Annotated in this window: 22 protein-coding genes; 2 read left to right on the top strand and 20 right to left on the bottom strand. The window is 45.2% G+C overall.

All coding sequences use genetic code 11. From position 1 onward, the window contains the following. Positions 1-93: 93 nt before the first annotated feature. The 9 genes from recO to AC27FN_RS01190 all read right to left on the bottom strand — a co-directional run bounded on the left by recO (position 94) and on the right by AC27FN_RS01190 (position 6,674). Entirely contained in the window at positions 94-936 is an 843-nt protein-coding gene (recO, locus tag AC27FN_RS01230; RefSeq protein ID WP_487166212.1) for a DNA repair protein RecO, read from the bottom strand. Positions 937-1,017: 81 nt separating this feature from the next. Further along, positions 1,018-1,956: a GTPase Era gene (era, locus tag AC27FN_RS01225; RefSeq protein WP_487166211.1), complete on the bottom strand. Its 939-nt coding sequence runs from the start codon at positions 1,954-1,956 to the stop codon at positions 1,018-1,020. Between the two features lie 25 nt (positions 1,957-1,981). Continuing rightward, a complete protein-coding gene (locus AC27FN_RS01220; protein WP_487166210.1) occupies positions 1,982-2,383 on the bottom strand; it encodes a diacylglycerol kinase family protein in 402 nt (133 codons plus the stop codon). Continuing rightward, positions 2,361-2,843 carry an rRNA maturation RNase YbeY gene (gene ybeY / locus AC27FN_RS01215; protein ID WP_487166209.1) on the bottom strand — a complete coding sequence of 161 codons (483 nt, stop codon included), beginning with the start codon at positions 2,841-2,843 and terminating at the stop codon, positions 2,361-2,363. The genes AC27FN_RS01220 and ybeY overlap by 23 nt, the downstream gene beginning before the upstream one ends. A gap of 2 nt (positions 2,844-2,845) precedes the next feature. Continuing rightward, entirely contained in the window at positions 2,846-3,841 is a 996-nt protein-coding gene (locus AC27FN_RS01210; RefSeq protein WP_487166208.1) for a PhoH family protein, read from the bottom strand. 131 nt (positions 3,842-3,972) lie between these two features. Beyond that, complete coding sequence (locus tag AC27FN_RS01205; RefSeq protein WP_487166207.1) at positions 3,973-4,419, bottom strand: GatB/YqeY domain-containing protein; 447 nt, start codon at positions 4,417-4,419, stop codon at positions 3,973-3,975. A gap of 71 nt (positions 4,420-4,490) precedes the next feature. Next, positions 4,491-4,679 (bottom strand): 30S ribosomal protein S21, encoded by a 189-nt coding sequence (rpsU, locus tag AC27FN_RS01200; protein WP_017261952.1) that lies wholly within the window; start codon positions 4,677-4,679, stop codon positions 4,491-4,493. Positions 4,680-4,810: 131 nt separating this feature from the next. Then, positions 4,811-5,737 carry a deoxyribonuclease IV gene (locus AC27FN_RS01195; RefSeq protein ID WP_487166206.1) on the bottom strand — a complete coding sequence of 309 codons (927 nt, stop codon included), beginning with the start codon at positions 5,735-5,737 and terminating at the stop codon, positions 4,811-4,813. 61 nt (positions 5,738-5,798) lie between these two features. Further along, positions 5,799-6,674, bottom strand: coding sequence for a YitT family protein (locus AC27FN_RS01190; protein ID WP_487166205.1), 876 nt, complete (start codon positions 6,672-6,674; stop codon positions 5,799-5,801). A gap of 154 nt (positions 6,675-6,828) precedes the next feature. Between AC27FN_RS01190 and AC27FN_RS01185 the strand changes: the two genes are divergently transcribed. Continuing rightward, the gene (locus tag AC27FN_RS01185; RefSeq protein WP_487166204.1) at positions 6,829-7,449 is read left to right on the top strand and encodes a hypothetical protein; all 621 of its coding nucleotides are present in this window, start codon (positions 6,829-6,831) and stop codon (positions 7,447-7,449) included. A gap of 68 nt (positions 7,450-7,517) precedes the next feature. Here the strand turns inward: AC27FN_RS01185 and AC27FN_RS01180 are convergent, their stop codons facing one another. The 5 genes from AC27FN_RS01180 to hisS form a co-directional block, all read right to left on the bottom strand. Further along, complete coding sequence (locus tag AC27FN_RS01180; RefSeq protein ID WP_487166203.1) at positions 7,518-8,027, bottom strand: DNA-3-methyladenine glycosylase I; 510 nt, start codon at positions 8,025-8,027, stop codon at positions 7,518-7,520. 394 nt (positions 8,028-8,421) lie between these two features. Then, positions 8,422-9,690: an NAD(P)H-dependent oxidoreductase gene (locus AC27FN_RS01175; RefSeq protein ID WP_487166202.1), complete on the bottom strand. Its 1,269-nt coding sequence runs from the start codon at positions 9,688-9,690 to the stop codon at positions 8,422-8,424. Positions 9,691-9,710: 20 nt separating this feature from the next. Next, positions 9,711-10,322 carry an NADPH-dependent FMN reductase gene (locus AC27FN_RS01170; RefSeq protein WP_487166201.1) on the bottom strand — a complete coding sequence of 204 codons (612 nt, stop codon included), beginning with the start codon at positions 10,320-10,322 and terminating at the stop codon, positions 9,711-9,713. A 253-nt stretch (positions 10,323-10,575) separates the two neighbouring features. Next, on the bottom strand, positions 10,576-12,354 hold the full coding sequence (gene aspS / locus AC27FN_RS01165; protein WP_487166200.1) for an aspartate--tRNA ligase: 1,779 nt from the start codon (positions 12,352-12,354) through the stop codon (positions 10,576-10,578). Positions 12,355-12,387: 33 nt separating this feature from the next. Then, a complete protein-coding gene (gene hisS, locus AC27FN_RS01160; RefSeq protein WP_487166199.1) occupies positions 12,388-13,683 on the bottom strand; it encodes a histidine--tRNA ligase in 1,296 nt (431 codons plus the stop codon). A 401-nt stretch (positions 13,684-14,084) separates the two neighbouring features. Here hisS and AC27FN_RS01155 point away from each other — a divergent pair, with 401 nt between their 5' ends. Next, positions 14,085-14,954: an N-acetylmuramoyl-L-alanine amidase family protein gene (locus AC27FN_RS01155; RefSeq protein ID WP_487166198.1), complete on the top strand. Its 870-nt coding sequence runs from the start codon at positions 14,085-14,087 to the stop codon at positions 14,952-14,954. A gap of 233 nt (positions 14,955-15,187) precedes the next feature. Here AC27FN_RS01155 and dtd read toward each other — a convergent pair whose 3' ends face one another. The 6 genes from dtd to AC27FN_RS01125 form a co-directional block, all read right to left on the bottom strand. Further along, the gene (dtd, locus tag AC27FN_RS01150; RefSeq protein ID WP_487166197.1) at positions 15,188-15,622 is read right to left on the bottom strand and encodes a D-aminoacyl-tRNA deacylase; all 435 of its coding nucleotides are present in this window, start codon (positions 15,620-15,622) and stop codon (positions 15,188-15,190) included. 19 nt (positions 15,623-15,641) lie between these two features. Beyond that, complete coding sequence (locus tag AC27FN_RS01145; RefSeq protein ID WP_487166196.1) at positions 15,642-17,879, bottom strand: RelA/SpoT family protein; 2,238 nt, start codon at positions 17,877-17,879, stop codon at positions 15,642-15,644. A 249-nt stretch (positions 17,880-18,128) separates the two neighbouring features. After that, on the bottom strand, positions 18,129-18,527 hold the full coding sequence (locus AC27FN_RS01140) for a hypothetical protein (protein ID WP_487166195.1): 399 nt from the start codon (positions 18,525-18,527) through the stop codon (positions 18,129-18,131). A gap of 107 nt (positions 18,528-18,634) precedes the next feature. Continuing rightward, positions 18,635-19,390, bottom strand: a complete 756-nt coding sequence (locus AC27FN_RS01135; RefSeq protein WP_487166194.1) for an RsmE family RNA methyltransferase — start codon at positions 19,388-19,390, stop codon at positions 18,635-18,637. After that, complete coding sequence (prmA, locus tag AC27FN_RS01130) at positions 19,387-20,337, bottom strand: 50S ribosomal protein L11 methyltransferase (RefSeq protein ID WP_487166579.1); 951 nt, start codon at positions 20,335-20,337, stop codon at positions 19,387-19,389. Before prmA ends, AC27FN_RS01135 begins: the two co-directional genes overlap by 4 nt. Before the next feature lie 4 nt (positions 20,338-20,341). Then, complete coding sequence (locus AC27FN_RS01125; RefSeq protein WP_487166193.1) at positions 20,342-21,394, bottom strand: zinc-binding alcohol dehydrogenase family protein; 1,053 nt, start codon at positions 21,392-21,394, stop codon at positions 20,342-20,344. Between the last annotated feature and the right edge of the window lie 68 nt (positions 21,395-21,462).

The raw sequence follows: 21,462 nt of genomic DNA, 5'->3' as shown, positions 1-21,462 counted from the left end.
GATCACCGTTAACGTGATTTAATTAAATAACTCCTTCATCATAAGCATCCGTTAGTCTGTTGTCAATTTAAACTCATAGCCGCACAATCAGATTCATGACGTCTGATCGTCGTGGTTGTCTGATAAAGTAGCTTGTTCTCGACGCTGGCGCAACACTTGTTGATCATGCATCAATTGATCTTCCCAGGAAGCCATTTGGTCAATGAAATGTTTAGCTCGTAGATGTAAACCAACACTATTTTCATAGATTAAATCAATCACCATGCGTAGCCCACGTTTAGTTCGATCGGAAACAGCAATCGTCGTAATTTTATCCAAATCAATTAGCGAGAATTGCCGCAAATAAAAAATGGTGCGTTGATCGAGATGTAACCGATGGGCATCTTGGTCGAAATGATTCGCACAGATTAAACCACCATATTTCTCTGAATAATCAAAGGGGAGATCCGTCCGACCGCAAATGGCACAATGTTGTAACTGCGGCGCCACACCAAAAGCAGAGAGAAGTTGAATTTCAATAATATTGGTAATAATTTGCGGATCGAGCCCCTGGTTGATGAGGGTCAACGCTCGATCTGTTTTCAAATACCAATTTTCAATCAATTGACCATCACGAAAAGCTGCATCAATGAGGCTCAAAATATACGTTCCATAAGCATTCTTTTCGATATCATCATTGACGCTTGTATATTGCGCCGTTTGCTTCGCCGCGTTAATAAAACTAAGACCGTCATCGTTCAGGCTCCCCACATAGCGACCATGGGTGAACGGTAACAACGCACTGTGTAAACGAAAGCCACGGCGTTTGGCGCCTTTAACAAAAAACATCTTTTTGCCATATTCCGCGGTAAATATCTTAATCAGTTGATCACGTTCTCGATAGTCTTTGGTATACATGACAATGCCGTGAAAGTCGACATTCTGATACGTTGTCATCGTCTTCACCTCCCGGAAACTAACCTAAAATAAAATCGAAACGTTGCCGTGGCGACCACTGCCCGTTTCGATAGCTAATCATTAATAATCCTGTGATTTATACCCATATTCTCGCAGGGCAGAAGGTTTGTCACGCCAATGTTGTACGACCTTGACCCATAGCTCTAAGAAAACGCGATCACCAAGCAATGGTTCGATATCGGCGCGAGCACGGGTGCCGATTTCCTTTAGCATCTTACCACCCTTGCCAATAATGATGCCTTTTTGTGACGTTCGATCAACGATAACTGTTGCTGAGATATGCACCAATTCATTTGGTTGACCATCACTACGGGTGCCACCGCGCCGTTCTCGTTTCATCGATTCTACTTCAACCGCCACTGAATGAGGCACCTCGTCGCGAGTTAACTGTAAAACTTTTTCTCTGATGAGCTCAGCGACCACAAATCGTTCAGGATGATCAGTGACTTGATCCTCGGGGTAATATTGCGGTCCCTCGGGCAAGTCATGAGCCAACTGCTGTAAAAACTCGTCGACATTGTTACCTTGTAAAGCCGAGATTGGATAAACTTCTTGCCACTTTAAGGCATCTTTATATTGGTCAACAATGCTCAGCAACTTGTCCGGGTGAATTTGATCAATCTTATTAATCACCAGATAAATTGGCTTTTTGATCGTCTTTAACCGATCGATAATATAGTTGTCGCCGGCACCGCGCGTTTGCTCCGCATTCACCATAAACAAAACAGCATCAACTTCATTTAAAGTCGAGATTGCTGAATTGACCATGAACTCATCCAACTTACTCGTTGGTTTAAAAATTCCTGGCGTATCAATAAAGACAATTTGTTCTTGTGAGGTCGTATAAATACCCTGAATCTTATTGCGGGTTGTTTGCGCGACATTACTCATAATCGCAACCTTTTGACCAACTACTCGATTCAAAAACGTTGATTTACCAACATTAGGCCGCCCAACGATTGCCACAAATCCTGAGTGAAATTTCGTTTGTTCCTGCATAACTTCGGTGTACTCCTTTAATTGATTAACCCAAAAGTGCCCACAACCGGGGGACGAAAATTAACGCGCCCGTGATGATCGCAAAGACTGCCGCAACAACTACCGCCCCAGCAGCCACATCTTTCACCCGTTTGGCCAATGGATCAAAACGACCATGGGTGATTAGATCGGTTAAGGACTCTGCGATCGTATTGGCAAACTCGGCTAGCATGACTGTAAAAATCGCTAACGTAATCCACAGCCAATCCATGCGGCTGATTTGTAAAATCACACCAACTAGTAACGCACCCACGGCAAAGACCAGGTGATAGCGCATATTGGGTTCATGATAAATAATATCCACAATCCCATCAACGGCATGTCGTAATGCCTGACTAAAGTGCTGATTTTTTTGCGTCTGTTGTTTATCGGGTGAGGCCATAGTCATCCAGTATCTTTCTTTGCAGGTCAAACATCACTTTTTCGTCGGCAGGATCCATGTGGTCGTAACCGTTCAAATGAAGGAAACCATGAACAAGCAGAAAGCCCAGCTCTCGTTCATATGAATGACCTAAATACGTTGCTTGATCAGCGACCTTATCTACCGAAATCATAATGTCACCAATGTTCTTTGGAATTTCGGCTAATAACGCGTCATCCATAATGATCGCATCTTCGTCATCAGGATCTTCCTCGATGGCAAAACTAATCACATCGGTTGGCTTATCCACACCACGATATTGCTGATTAATTTGTTTAATTTCAGAATTGTTCATCAATGTCACTGACATTTCAGTATTGTCAGGCAAATCGAGCTCTCGACCAGCCGCCGCCAATATATCGCGCACCAAAGTCATGTGTGCTTCAGTGACACCCTCAGTTGTGTGATCAAAGATTTCTAAGTCCATCATTATCCTTTCGTTGTTGGCTGATCAGACTGTGAGCGTCGATCATAGGCATTAATGATGCTTGCAACAACTGGATGGCGCACCACATCATCCGCATCAAAGGTAACAAAGCCAATATGGGAAATGTTTTGTAACAGATTTTGGGCGTCGACTAAGCCAGAATGCGTATGCCCGGGCAGGTCAATTTGCGAAATATCGCCGTTGACGATCATTTTGGAACCAAAGCCCAAGCGGGTTAGAAACATCTTCATTTGTGCATTTGTCGTGTTTTGTGCTTCATCCAAAATTACAAAGGCCGAATCTAAGGTGCGGCCACGCATGTAGGCCAGTGGCGCAATTTCAATTACTTCACGGTCTAATAACCGTTGAGTATGCTCCGCCCCCAAAATTTGATACAGCGCATCGTAAATTGGGCGTAGATAAGGATCAACCTTCTCTTTTAAATCACCGGGCAAAAAACCGAGGCTTTCACCAGCTTCAACGGCTGGTCGGGTGAGAATGATCTTCTCCACATCACCACGTTTGAGCGCCGCCACAGCCATCACGACGGCCAAAAAGGTCTTCCCCGTACCGGCCGGCCCGATGCCAAAAGTAATGTCATTATGACCAATTGACTGCACATATTGACGTTGACCGTAGTTCTTCACTCGAATTGATCGACCGCGATCGTCTTTAATTAACGTCTGCTTGTAAAGGTCTTGAAAGTATTCCAATGTGCCCCGTTCAGCCATTGTCATCGCTGATACGACGTCCGTCCGATTCAGTGTAATTCCTTGTTTAATCAGTTGGACTAAATTATCGATAATGGCAATTGCTTGGTTGACGGGCGCCTCTTGATCACCACCAACTGTAATCAAGTCACCAAATGGATGAACATTGACGTTCAAACCTTCCTCCAGCATTTTTAAATTAGCATCGTTAGCGCCCACTAGTGCGGCTTCTAAATCCGGCGTGGACAACCGAAAACTGCGTTCAAATTTAAAATGGTTTTCTGCCAAAAAAGTCTCGCTCCTTTGCGGTCTTTAACCGCGTCTTATTCGTTATTACTAGATTTTATTTTAGCATAAAGCCAACCAAAAAGACGACCGCCAGTGTTTTGACGATCGTCTGGTGACTATATTTTCAACAATTAGTTTTGGAGCAATTTTTTAACGGCCTGATTAACCAGTTTCCCATCAGCTTTTCCTTTAACCTTTGGCATAACAGCTCCCATTAACTTACCAAAGTCGGCTTGACTGGTTGCCCCAACTTCGGCAGCCGTTTGCTTGACCACATCATTAACTTCGGCAGCCGTCAATTGAACTGGCATGTATCGTTCAACGATCGTAATTTCAGCTTTGGTCTCATCAATTAAATCTTGCCGACCAGCCCGTTCAAATTCGTCCAATGATTCACGTCGTTGCTTTAAACCACGAGCCACAACCGCGATTTCTTCATCTTCATTCAAGTCATGGCCTAACTCGATTTTTTCGTTCATAATCGCTGATTTCAATGAACGAACCACATTTAGCTCGATCTTATTCTTCGCTTTCATCGCTGTCTTTAAGTCATCATTCAATTGTGTCAATAATGCCATACTGATAACCTCCTCAAAATTTAAAATCAACCGATGAAAAAACGCCAGCCGCGGCTGACGTTTACGGTTAATTAAAACCGGCTCTTCTTGTTTTTACGCTTCCGAGCAGCCTCTGACTTAAGCTTACGCTTAACGCTTGGCTTTTCATAGAATTCCCGTTTACGGTATTCTTGAAGGGTTCCGTTCTTAGAAACGGTCCGTTTGAAACGCCGGAGAGCATCATCCAAGGATTCGTTTTTGCGAACAACTGTCTTTGCCATTGTGAAATCCCCTCCCTTCGGGCGTTTAGTAACGGTTTTGTACAATGTGCACTTAACTGTCCTTAAAAGATTATACAGAAACCCGTCTAAATCGTCAATTATTCTCGAACAATTATTCCTAAAAAGCTCAATTATTTGAGAAAAGCAGTAAAATCCGCTTGGCGCGCAATGTCAGCCACTAAATGGTCATTAAACTGCCCCGCCTTTAACTCAGCAATTTCGTAACCATACGGCGCCCGCTTGTCTTTAGGATTATGCTCTGGATCAACTGCCACATATGGTGTTTCCATAATCTTGGGCACCGCTTCAAAACGCGAATCGTGCGCAATCGCATTCAAACGCTTGAAACCAATCGTACCATATCCCAAATTAGCGTGTCGATCCTTATGCGCGCCTCGAGGATTCTTTGAATCATTTAAATGGATCACTTTCAGTCGATCCAATCCAATGATCTGATCGAACTCGCTGATCACCGTCTCAAAATCATCCTTAACCGCGTAACCGGCATCACTTGTGTGACATGTATCAAAGCAGATTGACAACTTCTCGTTTAACGTCACACCATCGATCATTTGAGCCAGTTGGTCAAATGAAACTCCAACCTCAGTGCCTTTACCGGCCATTGTTTCCAGCGCAATTTGCACCTGTTGGGTCGGGCTGAGAATTTCATTTAACCCCTTGATAATCGACGCAATCGCGGCGGATGCACCGGCGCCAACGTGGGCTCCCGGATGTAGCACAATTTGTTCAGCACCGATTGCATCCGCACGGCGAACTTCTTCACGAAGAAATTCCACCGCGAAAGCAAAGTTATCTGGCTTATACGTATTCCCCAAGTTGACAATATAAGGTGCATGAACAACCACATGCGCCAAACCATGTTCAGCCATGTAGGCCTTACCGGCTGAAATATTCAACTGATCAATGGCTTTACGTCGCGTATTCTGTGGTGCGCCCGTGTAGATCATAAACGTATTAGCCTGATACGATGCCGCCTCTTGAGCGGACCCTAACAACATTTTTTGCCCACTCATACTGACATGTGACCCAACTAACATTGAACATTACTCCCTTTGCAATTGTTTTAGACAAGCTTTTTCAGGTCTTAGTTGAAGCTAACTAAAGTCGCGGCTCATAAAAGTTCCCTAAGATTCGCTCAATGTTACTTAGCGAAACGAAGGAATTAGGATCAGATTCGTTAATCGCTTCTTGCAATTCACCGACTTCGTAACCAGAGATCACAGTAAATAGAATCGCTTTTTTATTGTGTCGATATGCCCCTTCTGCACCATGGACAATTGTGATTCCTCGACGAATATGATGTTGAACAGAGTCGATGACGGTTTTCGGCCGATCCGTAATAATCATCACTTGTAGGCGTTGTTGCCGAGTATAGACCATGTCCATTACCCGTGCGTTAATAAAGATCCCAATTGCGGAGTAAAAGGCATACGGCCAGCCAAAGACAAAACCAGCAGCGATCACGATAAATGCATTAAAGGTCATGTTAATGGTGCCAATTTTACGCCCAGTGGCCCGGCGAATGACGATCCCTAAGATATCTAATCCACCAGTTGAAATACCATAACGCAATGCTAAACCCGTGCCAAAGCCATTGACAGCACCACCAAAAATTGCACAAATAATCGGATCAGTCGTTAACGTTACCGGGTGCAAGACGCGAATCATAATGGTCGACAAGCCGACCGCAATAACTGTAAAAAAGGTGAACCGATGGCTAATTTTAAACCACGCCAAAATAAATAAAGGAATATTTAGCGCAAACAATAATTCACCAATTCCTAAATTCACCCCTAGGTAACGCGTTGACAACGTATGCACCAACTGTGCTGCCCCCGTAATTCCTGATGAATAAATGTGACCAGGGTTCCAGAAAAAGTTTAAGGCGATGGACACACAAATGGAGTAAATGAAGGCCGTGCCTAATCGGCCAGTATATTGGTGTCGCTCGATCAATTGTTGCAAATCATTCATGACGACTGTCCTTTTAAATTGTGATATCCCGATTATAACAAATTTTGAACGTTCACAGCGATTGAAGTCCAAGTTACAACAGAATCATTCCGCACAAACCGCTGGTTGGATTCCCGTCATGGTATACTATCATCATGACATTTTGGAGGTCACCATGAACATTCAAGCAAATCAATTCTACCGTGAGCCCTGGTTTGGCATTGTCCTTACTGTGCTATTCTTTCCAGCTGGGGTTTACGTCATCTTTAAGTTTGGCGCTTGGCAGCGTCGCACTAAAGTGTGGCTGAGTCTGGGACTATCTATTCTGTGCGTCATTGTTTGGACGATCGCCGGTCTAGCACCAGCCTCTTCGAACCAAAGCGTTGGCCAATCGTGGTTATCGACTAATAAGAGTGCTAAAGCGACCACGGTCACCCCGAAAACCAAGCTATCTTTTGTCGTCGACACTAGCGGCAACGTCCGGCTTCATGGCACCACTAATTTACCTGATCGCAGTCAACTGAAGGTAATCGTTAGCCAAAAAAACGTGGTCTTAGGCGACCAGGTCAAGGTTAAGCATGGTGGGTTTACTTCTGGCAAGTTAACCAACGCTGGACGTCCCCTACCGACTGGAACTTATCGTGTCCACCTAACCAATGATTCCTGGACGAATCAACCGCAATCCGTCCGCACAAAGTTAGGTCCACATGGTGAAAATTTACGCGGTGTCGAAACGGTTAAAGCGGGTAAATCACATCGAATTGATTTTACTACCACAGTGAATTATCAACCTTAATTTTCTGACAAAACAGCGTGTCAACAGCTTACTGTCCAACCGGCAGCTTTGATGTTGACACGCTATTATTATTTTTGTGTGAAGGGATGATCTGAATGATTAAATAACCCGATACTCCGTAGAAATGACAAGGTTGTCTCAGGCCCTAAGAACTCAAATCCCTGTTGATGTAACTGTTTAGCAACGGCCGTGGCCGCTGCTGTTTGTTCAGGACGATCAGCAGCCAAACCGGTTTCTTTAAACTGCTGTAAGTACTGGTCAAATGATTGGCCATTCTGGCGCAACTTCATAATCACTTGCGCATTATTAATCACTGCACGAATCTTACGTTCGTTGTGAATCAGGCCGGGCACGGTCAGCAAACGTTCGACATCTTCCTCCTCAAAAGCCGCCACTTGTTGCACCGCAAAATCTTTAAACGCCTGACGAAAAATCGGTAATTTATTGATGACCATTCGCCAATTCAATCCTGCCTGAAAGACTTGCAATGTAAGGCGCTCAAACAGTGCATCGTCATCATGAATTGGCTGCCCAAATTGAGCCCGATACGCCGCTGCTTCACCTGTTAGTTCTGCCATCACCACGACCTTCTTTCTATTCGTTAAACCAAGGATACCGTAAAACGCCTCAGAAGAAGTAAAATCCTCCCCGCCAGTCACATAATCTAGCAGCCATTTTCACTCGAATGACTAAATGCACTTGTGACTAAATCCGCTTGGTTACAGTATTCATTAAAAAAACGAGTTTGTAACATCACTGATAAAAGACGGCACGATCTTTGCTTTAAATTCATAATTATATTTGGTCATAGTAAAACCCCCAGAGTTGGACAAAATCCAATTCTGGGGGTTCACTTCACCTGCCAAAGTACGTTAGGTGCTACCTTTTTTGTTAGTGCTCGCGCTCAATGTTGCGTTATGTCCCACTATCACATTTGCTGACTCGCCTTTAAAAAAAGTGTATTTGCTTTGCCTATGCTTCTGATGCGCCGGAGGTTCCGTCGACAGCTGGCGCCGGCGTTGCAGGGGCGTCAGTCTCCTCGGAGGCCCCGGCAGTTGCATCAGGTTGACTTTGGGCTGGTGTGACCGGCTTTTCAGAAGCGCCCGCAACAGCATCAGGATGCGCGGTCGGATCTGGCGTAAGTTTTTGCCCAGTCGCCTGTAAGTAATAGCGAATCGTTGGCATTAAATCAAGCACCCACTCATTGATGCCCAAATACTTGTGATCATCATCGCGCATAGCTTTGTAATAATGCATGATAAAACGATCAGGTCCGTTTCCTGGGACGGGCATCTTAACCAGATCCGTTTTGCCGGTCCGCAAGGCATTAATCACTTCGGCAACATGTTTAACCGCTCGTGGCGGATGGACCATCGCCATTGGATCGCCCACTTGACCAGGTCGTCGTGGTGCCAACATTGCTTTCGGATCATCCGCCATCTTATTGTAATAGATAAACTGATTGTTACTGTCAGCATAGGTCAATTCCATTGGCATCGTGTTTAAGAAGGCATTCAGTTGATCAACCGTCAATAACCCACGATCTAATTTTACATACTGATTTCCTTCAGCTGCCTGGGTTACCATTGCTGCTTGCTCAAGCCAGTCGTCAGCTGCCATATCGACACCAGCAACAGTCGTCGAGATACTGCCAGAAGCTGTTAAGTCCTCCTCTTCACCGCTTTGTGGCTCATTCATGAGGTTAATAACTTTAACGAATTGCACAAATTTACTCAAGGTACTGCCGAGGAAGGCCACCGTCTTATCATCCTTCAGGTTGTCTTGTTCATCAAAGGCTGATTTTACATTGGCTAGTAAAAACTCGTTACCTGGGAAAACAACGGCATTGACGCCAGGTGATTCTAAAATCTGACGCAGCATTAATTGAGCTCTAGAAGAACCTTGATCATAGAATGACGCACCCACAATCATGACCGGTTTTCCAGAAAATGGATGAATATCGTAAGAAAGCCATTCAATTACATTTTTGAGCGCTGGGGTCAGCGTATGGTTATGTTCAGGTGTGGCAATAATCACTCCATCAGCGGCTAAAATCTTTTGATTGAGGTACTGGATTGGTTCACCATTGGTTTGATTGTTTTCTTGATCGAACATTGGCACGTCATTAATATCAAGGATCTCAACATCGACTTGATCACTGAAATGACTAGCAATGAATTTCATCAAGAGGCGGTTATAAGACACGTCCGCCACTGATCCGACGATTCCAACTAGCTTCATAATTTTTACTCCCTCCACTTTTAATCGAGCTTATCCCACGAAAAATCCTTGGCTTCTTGTTTATTGAGTTCATCAGCATGATTAAGCTGTTTAGTCAGCGCTACAAACGTCTGAAAATCAGCAAACAGTCCGTCTAATTTGGCTACCTTTTCTGCATCCTTCAAGCTACCATCATCATTAAACATGCCTAAAGAATTACCCAACAAAAATTCAGAACTCGGCATAATCCGTGCCCGTAATTCCGGTGAATCTAGAATAATGCGTAAATGTCCTTGTGCTCTTGATGAACCTAAGGAACCAAAGGAGGCACCAGTAATCATCACCGGCTTATTCACAAATGGATGAATTCCATATGATAACCAAGCCAGTGTGTTCATCAAAACCGCAGGAACTGAGTGATCATATTCTGGCGTACTGATGATGACACCATCGGCCGCCTCAATTTTCGCCGCCATTTCACTGACCCGTTTCGGCACTTGTTTGTCAGCAGGTTTGTTGAACATTGGTAGTCCAGAAATATCAAGTAATTCGATTGTCGCTTGATCAGCGAAGTGCTGTTGCATAAATGTTAAGAGACGTTTGTTAGTCGACTCTGTCGAAATCGTTCCCACGATTCCAATAAACTTATTCATGTGTCTTCGTTCCTTTCATCAACCACTGTTTAGATGTTGAAGCTGTTTACTACTCATTCATTGTAATTAATTTCACATCAAACAACAAGCTGATTATGCCGCTTATCAACTGATATATGGCGCTTTATTGGTATCGTTTTCATTTGTAACGTCACAAGCTTTACCAGCGAGGTACAAAAAAGGTGTCTCCACGATACGTGGAAACACCTTGCTCAATTACTGCTGAAAACTATTGAAGTTCGTGAAAATCATACTAATTTTCATCTTGCGGTTGTTGAACAGCTAAATGTAATTCGTTTAATTGCTGCGTGGCAACCTCACTAGGGGCAGCGGTCATGGGTTCCGTTGCTTTCGAGTTCTTCGGAAAGGCAATCACCTCACGAATATTGTCAGCCTCAGCAAGCAAGCGAGCAAAGCGATCCAAACCGATTGCCAAACCACCATGCGGCGGGAACCCGTAATCTAAGGCATCTAATAGAAAGCCAAACTGAGCCCTTGCTCGTTGTGGCGTAAAGCCTAATGCATGCAACATCTTTTCTTGTAGTTCACGCGTGTGAATCCGGATTGATCCACCACCCAGTTCCAAACCATTAAGGATAATGTCGTAACTTTGTGCGTGGGCTTCATAAGGATTTTCACCCTCGTTTAAGAAATGTTCATCCCCTTCATTTGGCATTGTGAAGGGATGATGCGCCGGTACCCAGCGTTGGTCACCTTCGTCATATTCGAACAAAGGCCAATCGATCACCCAGACGAAGGCAAATTTATCTGGGTCAATCAGGTCGAGTTCTTTCGCAATTGTAACGCGTAGGTACCCCAAACTGTCGGCGACAACCTTCCGCCGGTCAGCAACAAAGAGGATTAAGTCCCCGGTTTTGGCTGCAGTTGCGGCGGTTAACGCCGCAAATTGGTCATTCAAGAACTTGGCTACTGGCCCATTAAAGGCGTCCTCAGTCACTTTAACCCAAGCGAGTCCTTTCGCCCCAAAACGTTTGATATAGTCGGTCATGCCATCAAGTTGTTTACGTGAATAATGATCCGCACCACCTGGCACCACGATTGCCTTAACTTGACCACCAGCGGCCACAGCACCACTAAAGACTTTGAATGAACTGTCTTTCAATTGCGCTGACAAGTCAATCAGCTCCATGCCAAACCGCAAATCCGGCTGATCGGTACCAAAGCGATCCATGGATTCCTGCCACGTAATGCGATTAAACGGCAAATCGACGGTCAGATTGCGCGTATTTTTCATAACACGAGCGATTAAACCTTCCGTCATGTCCATAATATCGTGTTGACTCATGAAGCTAGTTTCCATATCAATTTGCGTAAATTCAGGTTGGCGGTCGCCACGCAAATCTTCGTCCCGGAAACAACGTGCAATTTGATAATAGCGATCGAATCCCGCGCCCATTAGCAATTGTTTAAACAACTGCGGCGATTGTGGCAGTGCATAAAAATGACCGGGATAAATTCGACTAGGCACCAGGTAATCCCGAGCTCCCTCAGGCGTGGACTTCGTTAAATCTGGCGTTTCAACGTCGATGAAACCATTTTCGTCAAAATATGAATGGACGGCTTGGGTGATTTTACTACGTAGGATTAAATTATGTTGCATCTCCGGCCGGCGCAAATCTAAATAACGGTACTTTAATTTCAAATCTTCAGCCGCTTCGACACCATTGCTGATGTCAAAGGGTGGCACCTTCGATTTGTTCAAAATTTCAGCGCTGCTAACCTCCACTTCGACTTTTCCAGTGGCCATATCAGGGTTAACTTCTTTTGCACTGCGCGCCTTAACTAGGCCGCTAATTTTAATGACATATTCGCTGCGCATCTGTTCAGCAACCGCCAACGCGGCCTCGCTATTAGCAGCACTAAAAACAAGTTGGACAATGCCTTCACGATCTCGTAAGTCAATGAAAATTAACTTACCTAGATCACGCCGCTTTTGCACCCAGCCAAATAACGTGACTTGTTGACCTTCGTAGCTTTCATTGATTAAACCTGCATACTGTGTACGTTCCATTCAATCTCCTACTTTCTCAAACTCAATTCGTTCTTAATCTTCATCGAAGTATTTATCGAAGATGCTGGCAAAATCCGCATAAATAGCCGACATCGGTAAACTAATCTCTTCACCCGTTTGCATACTCTTGAAATTAACCGTCTGTTGGGCTAATTCGTTGGCGCCAACGGTCATTGTAAAACGGGCGTTCCGCCGATCAGCCGTCTTAAATTGCGCCTTGGGCTTTCGATCCAAATAATCCCGGTCAGCACTAAAGCCTGCATTACGGATCGCCTGAACAAGTTGCAACGTAGCCACATTTGTTTCTTCACCAATGCCCACAACATAGACATCCAGCGGATTTGAAATTGGTGCTTCGATGTCAGCATCTTGTAATAAGAGTAGTAAGCGTTCCATTCCGATACCAAAGCCAAAGCCTGGCGTCTCTGGGCCGCCAAGTTCTTCAACCAACCCGTTATATCGACCACCGCCACAAATTGTGGTCCAGCCGTGACCGAGAACGTCAGCATCGCTCTCAATTTCAAAAATTGTGTGATTGTAATAATCCAATCCCCGCACCATTGTTGCATCCACCTCATAGGGAATTTCTAAGGCGGTTAACATTTGTGTCACGGTGTCGAGGTGCTTTTGGGCTGCAGGGGTTAAGTAATCTAAAATCGAGGGAGCACCAGCCACGATGTCTTGATCTTGGGGATCTTTACTGTCTAATACTCGTAACGGATTTTTGTGCAATCGCGCTTGTGAATCTTCACTCAACTCATTGAAGTGTGGGGTTAAATAATCAACCAACGCCTGATGATAATCCGCTCGTGTCTGCGCATCGCCGAGTGAATTAATGGCCAATTTCAGTCCGCTCAAACCTAAATGAGCAAAGAAGTCCATTGCCATCGCCATAATTTCCACATCTAAAGCTGGGGCATCACTACCAAACGCTTCGACGCCAATCTGGTGAAATTCTCGCATGCGTCCAGATTGTGGCCGCTCATAGCGAAACATTGGTCCCATGTAAAAGACTTTGTAAGGTTTTTCCTGTTCAGGCGCGTACAGTTTGTTTTCAACATACGCTCGCACCACTCCAGCCGTCCCTTCTGGCCGTAACGCGATATGCCGTTCACCCTTATCATAAAAATCGTACATTTCCTTGGTGACAACATCGCTGGTATCACCAGCTGATCGAGCAAAAACATCGAAACTTTCAAACATCGGTGTCCGAATTTCATGAAATTGGTAATCATCAAATAATAACCGGGCCATATCCTCCACGTAACTCCATTTAGCCGAGCTGCCTGGTAAAATGTCCGCTGTTCCTTTTGGTCGTTGATACTTCATAAGCTTCCTCCATTTCATCCATCACTTGTAACAAGCACCAATCACTCAAGACCACTTAACGAGCGGCTGCTAAACGGATTTAGCAACAAAAAAAGCCCTTGATTCATATCAAGGGCGCTCAAAGCGCGGTACCACCTTTGTTTTTTCTCAGGGTAACGTCGCCTGTGACGGGATTTTCATCCACCTCAAAAGTGTCTTCATCGTCGTAGCAGCATAAGTTTTCACCAAGCACTTACTCTCTAGTCTTGCCACGACCACTAATTGTCTTTATCATCGGTTTTAGTGTTGTTTTCGTGTTTAAAACTTAATTTAGTTTTAGGCTTCTGTCAAGTCGCTCAGGCGAATTTGCTATAATTAAGTGTGATTTATTCGATTTTCATGAAAATAAGGAAAATACCTAAATGAAATTTCTTAAACAACGTTGGTTTCAAATTTCACTAACCCTTGCCGTCACGATTACAATTGGGCTGTTACTATTCTGGCTTACCCGTGAACAAACGGTCCGCGTTAGCGTTGACAATTTAAATGTCCGCTCTGGTCCGAGTCTAACCAGTCGAACCGTCCACAAAGCAAAATTGAATACCCGTCTCGTTAAACTTGGTGAAAAAAATCTCTGGTACCATGTCCGCTATGATGATCGCCATACCGGTTGGGTTGCCAGTTGGTTGGTCAATCGCCGGACCGATTTAAAACAGGCAACCAACTTATCAGAAGCGACCATCGTGATTGATCCAGGTCATGGTGGCAGTGACTCCGGCGCTTTACACAGTCCCTCAGACACTTCGCCAAAAGACAAGGAAAAAACATACACGCTAAAGGTTGCCAAGGCGGTGGCCAATGAGCTACGCCAGCGGGGCGCTCACGTGATTTTAACTCGTGATAGCGATAAGTATGTCGGCCTCGCACCACGACCGGCCTTAGCCAATGAAATTAAGGCAGACGCGTTCATCAGCATTCACTTTGATTCATCGCCAGAGACCAATCAATCATCTGGTTTAACCACCTATTATTATCATAAAAATCTCTCCATGGGACTGGCTAAAGCCTTAAACAGTCAGATGACCCACTATCCGATGCCAAACAAGGGCATCGAATTTGGTAACTTTCAGGTTATTCGAGATAATGAACGTCCGGCGGTGTTGTTAGAAATGGGCTACATCAATGACGCCCACGACTTTAAGGTTATCTCGGGTCTCACTTATCCGTATCGTGTTGCCCATTCAGTTACGGACGGCTTGTCTGATTATTTCGCTAAACAAGCCACACAATAAATTTAGCCGCTTGAACAGCTTGGGAACTAACTAAAGTGTAAAACCGCGTGGCCTATTTGTATAACCAAAGGCGACAAGGTGAAACAAGCTGGGGGGCAAGCGCACTAGCTGAGACGGCGAACTTGTATAACTGGACAAAAAAGGGCCATAAGTTGGTCAACGATTACGCCAAACGCGCAACTCTAACCAACTTATGGCCCTTTTTGACTGGTCGTCATGGCTTAACCATTGGACTAACGCTCGAAGATAATGGTCACCGGTCCGTCATTAACTAACGAGACCTGCATATCCGCACCAAACTCTCCCGTTTGAACGGGAACGGCTTGTGCTAAACGTTGATTAAACGTCTCCCACAGTGGTTTAGCCAGCTCTGGCCCGGCAGCGTTTGAAAATCCAGGGCGATTACCCTTGGCCGTATCCGCGTAAAGGGTGAATTGTGAAACTGACAAGATTTGTCCGTGAACATCTTGGACGCTCAGATTCATTTTGCCAGCCTCGTCACTAAAAATGCGGGTATTCAGAATCTTTTTTGCCAAGTAGTCAACTTGTGCTGAACTGTCTTGCGGACCAATACCAACTAGTAAGAGCAAGCCCTGTTCTATCTGCCCGACAACTTGTTGATCAATCGTTACTGAGGCCGCGGTCACGCGCTGTAAAACAACTCGCATAAAATTCCTCCCCGATGTGTTAGTGGGTAGCTCGTAAAACTTCATATACATCCGGAACATTCTTAATATTATCCATAATGTGATTTAAAACATCCAAATTACGCACACCCACGGTTGCTGAAATCACCACCATTTTATTGTGATCAACTTTACCGGTCACTGAGGACAAGAATTTGGTTGTGTTGTTGATCATTCGCAGCACGTCATTTAACATACCATTTCGATTGTAGCCACGAATCTCAATGTCGGCATTATAGTTGGTGCGGTTGGACGCCGGATTCTCCCATTCAACGCTGACAATGCGCTCACCATTCGCCTCTGCGCCACGAACATTTGGACAATCAGTCCGATGTACCGACACCCCACGCCCTTTGGTGATGTAACCGACAATGGGATCACCTGGGACCGGTGAACAACAATGGCTCAACCGCACGAGCAAGTTGTCCACGCCTTCGATAATCACCCCATCTGAAGCGGAACGTTTCGCCTCTTCTTTAGCACTAACCTCGCTAGTTTCATCACTCTTCTCACCATTTTCAGCAAGAATTTCGCGCTCCGTTTCTGCTTGCCGATCCGCCTCGCGCTGAGCACGTAAATCTGAAGTCAACCGATTAGCAACTCCTCGTGGCGTCGAGTCACCAAAACCAATGGCTGACAACAAATCATCCGCTGACCGATAGTTCATCCGTTCAGCGACTTTGGCCAGATTTTCGTCAGTCATGATTGCTTTAGGATCAAAATTCAAATCATGTAGCTGGTGGACCAACATATCTCGTCCAGCTTGAATATTTTCACCGCGGTCCATTTTGCGGAAATATTGTTTAATTTTATTTCGCGCCCGTCGCGTATGAACCAAATTGACCCAGTCGCGACTAGGACCACTAGAGTTTTGTGAGGTTAAGATATCAACGATGTCACCAGTTTTGATTTCAGAGTCCAATGGGACAATTTTGCCATTCACTTTGGCCCCAGTCGTATGATTACCGACTTGAGTATGGATAATATAAGCCATATCTAAAGGACCGGCCCCTTTAGGGAGCTCTAAAACATCGCCCTTAGGCGTAAATGCGTATACAGAATCTGTGAATAAATCCCCTTTGACGCCTTCCATAAAGTCATCAGCGTTAGTGGCATTATTCTGCAACTCAATGATCTGCTTAAACCAATTTAACCGATCACCATTCGTCGACTCCTGAACCTCATCAGTCTGACCTTCCTTATAGGCCCAGTGTGCAGCAACCCCATATTCAGCGACTCGGTGCATTTCTTCCGTCCGAATCTGCACCTCTAATGGTTTGCCCTCGGGTCCGATAACCGTCGTGTGCAAGGATTGATACATGTTAGCCTTGGGCATCGCAATATAGTCTTTAAACCGACCAGGCATTGGGGTCCAATGCGTGTGAATTGCACCCAGCACCGCGTAACAGTCGCGAATAGACTGAACGATCACCCGAATGGCTAATAGATCATAAATTTGGTCAAATTGTTTATGCTTGTCGACCATCTTGCGATAAACAGAATAGATATGCTTCGGTCGCCCATAAATTTGCGTATGAATATGCAAATCTAAAATGGCGTCCTTAATTTCGCCAATTGCCTCATTAATAATTTCGATTCGCTGGTTCCGTTTGGAATCCATGAGGTGGACAATCCGATAATACTGTTCGGGGTTTAGGTAGCGTAAACTGAGATCTTCTAGCTCCCACTTAATGGTACTAATCCCTAACCGGTCGGCTAATGGTGCATAAATTTCCAATGTTTCATTGGCAATCCGCCGTTGTTTGTCCGGACGTAAATGCTGCAACGTGCGCATATTGTGTAAGCGATCAGCTAATTTAACAATGATAACTCGAATATCGTGAGACATAGCCAACAATAATTTCCGATGATTTTCGGCCAGTTGTTCTTTGTTTGAACGGTACTTAATTTTCCCGATTTTCGTGACCCCATCCACGATTTCAGCCACATCATCGCCAAACCGGTCGCGTAAGTCATCTAACGTCGCAACGGTATCCTCAACCACATCATGCAAAAAGCCGGCCTCAATCGTCTCAGGATCCATTTTCAATTCGGCGAGAATCGCGGCGACCTGAATGGGATGCATAATGTATGGTTCGCCGGACTGACGTTTTTGCTCAGAATGAACTTGTTGTGCATAGTCATAAGCGGCACGAACTTGTGCAACATGGGCTTCATTCATGTAAGTCCCGACTTGTGTCAACACCTCGTCAGCTGTCCAAATATGTTCTTTTGACATCGTCTCACCCCAAATTTAGTTATTTAACCTCTTATTTTAACCGAAACTATAAATTACACAATGCTAAAGTCTTATTCCGAACCCCGAGCAGCCAGTCATCATTCTCAAGCCATCTGCAGATGCGACTCAAACCAGGTTTTCGCAACAAAACCAGTCAAAATAGCAGATCTTGATTTCTCCAAAAAGAAAAATCAGGATCTGCTGCATCAAACAACGTTTATTTTACCGTGCCACACAACGAGCCCACGCTCAGTGGTTAGCCATTAAATCTTCTAACGCCCGGCCGTCACGTTTTTTCTTATCAGAATCAGTGACCGTCATCCCACCTTGTTGGCCATACGCAAAGTAGCTCAAGCACAGATATCCAATCGCCAAATAGTAAGCATATTCGTGTGCATTAAGCTGAAACAAAAACGTCGCAACGGCAAAGATAAATGGGAAAACCAGCAGCAACGAGACTCGTCGCTTTTTTCGACCAATTTGCCAACCACTCGCTAGCGCGTAAAGTCCGTTTAAGCCTAACAATACCCACAGTACCTTGTGAAAAACGGACAGCGAAGTTAAATTAGCGAGATAGGGCAGAAGCGCCCCAAAAATAAGCCCTAGTCCCCAGTATTCCCAACCACTACTTTGCTTAAAACGGGTCATACTGTCGCCGCCTTTCATCAAATTCTAATTATGTCGCTTATTATACCTACTTTTACCGGCAGCGTCACGCACAATGACGGTATTTTATCATTTTTTAGCGTAATATTTTAACGTCCCATCATTTCGGTAACAAACGAAGCGACGCTTAATAAGTACAATGGCGCCGTTTCAGTTCGCAAGATTCGTGGGCCTAGGCCAACCGGACGATAGTTAACCGCCTGTAACGCGGTGACTTCATCTTGTGTTAACCCACCCTCTGGTCCAAAAACAACCGTTAAAGTTTGCCCTGCCGCCATGGTCGTCAGCACTTGGGCTAAACGTGTCTGTTCGCCGGCCTTCGCCGATTCTTCCCAAGCCACCAGGCCAATATCCGTTGGCAATTCATCAATCTGTGATAACTGGTCGAGATACCGGACTTCTGGCACCATTAAGCGATGCGCTTGTTGGGCAGCGTTCAGCGCAATTGTTTGTAGTCGCTGGCGTTTTTTAGCCACCTTATTGCGCCAATCGGCAATTGACCAAGTGGTTTTGACGAACACAATCTCGCTTGCGCCTAGTTCCGTCGCTTTCTGAGTAATGAAGTCAGCTTTGTCGCCCTTCGGTAATCCACAAACCAAACGAACATGGATCGGTAATTCAACTGTTTGTTCTAATTGACGTTCGATCGTCATGATGGCTCGATGATGATCGAGATCTAATGAACTAAGCTGAGCCAAAACTAATTGTTGCGTGGGAGTGACAAATTCAGCTTCTTGTCCAACCTGGGCCCGCATAACCTGGACAAAATGGTGATAGGTAGCGTCATCCAAAGCAAACTTTTCATCTTGACTAAAGTCACCTGACACAAAATAACGTTGCATCATTCATCCTCCGCCGGTTTACGCGCAATTATGCCGTACCATTCACCTTGTCGCAAGATCTGTTCGATTTTAAAGCCCGCATCTTGCAACTGTTTTTCAATGAGTGCATGTTTATCTTCAATAATGCCGCTCACCAGAAAATGTCCGCCAACAGCTAAGCGAGGCCACGCCTGTGGAATCAAAGGAACGATAATTTCTGCCAAAATGTTGGCGACAATGACATCGGCAGTTTGCGTCACTCCGGCCAGTAAGTTATTGACTGAAACCTCGACATCACGCGCCACCGGGTTGAGGGCCAAATTACTGATCGCCGCGTCAACCGCCACTTGATCCACGTCGTAGGCCAAGACCCGGTTAGCCCCCAGCAATTTGGCCCCAATCGACAACACTCCTGATCCGGTTCCCACGTCAAGAACGGTTTCCCCGCCACGTAACGTCATTTCTAAGGCAGTTAACATCAAGGCCGTTGTCGGATGAGTACCGGTTCCAAAGGCCATACCTGGATCAAGGGTAATCAATTTTTCATCCGCTTGTTGAGGGCGATACTTCTCCCAACTAGGTACGACCGTTAAATAACGGGTCACACGCACGGGATGGTAGTATCGTTTCCAAGCGGTAGCCCAATCCGCTTCGGCCACCGGTTTGAGGGTTACCGTTCCTGGATTGGCATTTAGGCCAAAATTAGCCAACTGACCGACCTGTTGTTTTATCTTTGGTAATAACGCTTCAATCTCGATGGTTTCCGGATAATAGGCGGTGACCAAGGCGCCCTTTGCTACGTGAGAAATCTGTTGTTTATCTAACAATTCACCTGGAAACTCCGGCTGCAAAGCCATGAAATCTGCAGCGTTATCAATACTGGTTCCACTGGCGCCTGCCTCCATTAAAATATTACTCACTGCTTCCACAGCTTCATTTGTCGTACTGACAGTGATTCCTGTCCACTTCATGACATCAATTCCCTTCATCTGCATTTAGAGTTGGTTCCCCATTGAAGGGCCCGGTCACAACGATTTTCCCAACCATCCGATTGGCTTCAACTAATTGGTGAGCGGCTCGTAGATTTTGCGCGTTAATGCCAGTCGTGATCGTTTTGGTCAATGTGGTTTTTAACACGTGCTGATCCATTAGATTAGCAACCCTTGTTAACCACTGACCCTGGCTGGCCAAATCAACGCGATAGTCACCTTTGGCAAACATATACTCCCAGTCAAAGCTGGCCGCTTTATTTTTAATTAATCCCATAGCTAACGGTTGCTGATTTTCGACAATCGAAGCAATATGACCAAATGGTTTGATCAATTGAGCGGCCGGTTCAAAATACGCATCTGTATTAAACAAAATCAAAATTGCATCAAAAAATTTAATCCCGGCAGCTTGAGCCTGGGGTTCCAAAGGCTCACGATGGTTAAAGACTCGAGTAGCCCCTAATTGCTTCACCCAGTCGATCGTCTCTGGTCGCGAGGCTGTTGCTGTCACCTCCACACCAGCCCATGTTGCTAATTGAATCGCCATTGATCCAACACCGCCTGCGCCATTAATGATTAATAATTTCTGGCCTTGATTTGCATTGGCTTGGGCGACGAAACCAATTTTTTCAAACAGCACCTCTGCGGCAGTCAATGAGGTCAACGGCAGCGCAGCAGCTTGCGCATCCGTTAAAGTTGTCGGGGCTGGTGCAACTAAGCGAGCATCAACAACCTGTTGTTCTGCATTAGCCCCATCTCGACCAGTCGTTCCCGCATAATAAACCCGATCGTTCACGGCGACATTCGTTACATTCGCACCCGCCTGCAAGACAATTCCGGTTGCGTCAAAGCCCAAGATCTTAGGAGCTGTTTCATCCGTTAGGCCTTGCCGCAATTTTGTGTCAACCGGATTTACCGAAACCGCCTTAACTTGGACTAAGACATCGTCAACCCCAATTTTTCCCACTGCTTTGGTGGCATCCACCATTGCTTTAGCGTCGTTAATCGTTGATGTTGCAAAGGATTCGATGATTTTCATGTTTTTGTCCTCACTTAATCGCATTTCCCGATAGCATGACCACTTGTTATTAGGTTTATCCCCATTGT

This window comes from Furfurilactobacillus sp. W61-4 (assembly GCF_057545565.1).
This window is presented reverse-complemented; position numbering and strand designations above follow the sequence as displayed.

Excerpts from the sequence above, each read along its gene's own strand:
- recO (WP_487166212.1), bottom strand. The coding sequence starts at position 936 with ATGACAACGTATCAGAATGTCGACTTTCACGGCATTGTCATGTATACC.
- era (WP_487166211.1), bottom strand. The coding sequence starts at position 1,956 with ATGCAGGAACAAACGAAATTTCACTCAGGATTTGTGGCAATCGTTGGG.
- AC27FN_RS01220 (WP_487166210.1), bottom strand. The coding sequence starts at position 2,383 with ATGACTATGGCCTCACCCGATAAACAACAGACGCAAAAAAATCAGCAC.
- ybeY (WP_487166209.1), bottom strand. The coding sequence starts at position 2,843 with ATGGACTTAGAAATCTTTGATCACACAACTGAGGGTGTCACTGAAGCA.
- AC27FN_RS01205 (WP_487166207.1), bottom strand. The coding sequence starts at position 4,419 with ATGGCATTATTGACACAATTGAATGATGACTTAAAGACAGCGATGAAA.
- rpsU (WP_017261952.1), bottom strand. The coding sequence starts at position 4,679 with ATGGCAAAGACAGTTGTTCGCAAAAACGAATCCTTGGATGATGCTCTC.
- AC27FN_RS01195 (WP_487166206.1), bottom strand. The coding sequence starts at position 5,737 with ATGTTAGTTGGGTCACATGTCAGTATGAGTGGGCAAAAAATGTTGTTA.
- AC27FN_RS01190 (WP_487166205.1), bottom strand. The coding sequence starts at position 6,674 with ATGAATGATTTGCAACAATTGATCGAGCGACACCAATATACTGGCCGA.
- AC27FN_RS01185 (WP_487166204.1), top strand. The coding sequence starts at position 6,829 with ATGAACATTCAAGCAAATCAATTCTACCGTGAGCCCTGGTTTGGCATT.
- AC27FN_RS01180 (WP_487166203.1), bottom strand. The coding sequence starts at position 8,027 with ATGGCAGAACTAACAGGTGAAGCAGCGGCGTATCGGGCTCAATTTGGG.
- AC27FN_RS01175 (WP_487166202.1), bottom strand. The coding sequence starts at position 9,690 with ATGAAGCTAGTTGGAATCGTCGGATCAGTGGCGGACGTGTCTTATAAC.
- AC27FN_RS01170 (WP_487166201.1), bottom strand. The coding sequence starts at position 10,322 with ATGAATAAGTTTATTGGAATCGTGGGAACGATTTCGACAGAGTCGACT.
- aspS (WP_487166200.1), bottom strand. The coding sequence starts at position 12,354 with ATGGAACGTACACAGTATGCAGGTTTAATCAATGAAAGCTACGAAGGT.
- hisS (WP_487166199.1), bottom strand. The coding sequence starts at position 13,683 with ATGAAGTATCAACGACCAAAAGGAACAGCGGACATTTTACCAGGCAGC.
- AC27FN_RS01155 (WP_487166198.1), top strand. The coding sequence starts at position 14,085 with ATGAAATTTCTTAAACAACGTTGGTTTCAAATTTCACTAACCCTTGCC.
- dtd (WP_487166197.1), bottom strand. The coding sequence starts at position 15,622 with ATGCGAGTTGTTTTACAGCGCGTGACCGCGGCCTCAGTAACGATTGAT.
- AC27FN_RS01145 (WP_487166196.1), bottom strand. The coding sequence starts at position 17,879 with ATGTCAAAAGAACATATTTGGACAGCTGACGAGGTGTTGACACAAGTC.
- AC27FN_RS01140 (WP_487166195.1), bottom strand. The coding sequence starts at position 18,527 with ATGACCCGTTTTAAGCAAAGTAGTGGTTGGGAATACTGGGGACTAGGG.
- AC27FN_RS01135 (WP_487166194.1), bottom strand. The coding sequence starts at position 19,390 with ATGATGCAACGTTATTTTGTGTCAGGTGACTTTAGTCAAGATGAAAAG.
- prmA (WP_487166579.1), bottom strand. The coding sequence starts at position 20,337 with ATGAAGTGGACAGGAATCACTGTCAGTACGACAAATGAAGCTGTGGAA.
- AC27FN_RS01125 (WP_487166193.1), bottom strand. The coding sequence starts at position 21,394 with ATGAAAATCATCGAATCCTTTGCAACATCAACGATTAACGACGCTAAA.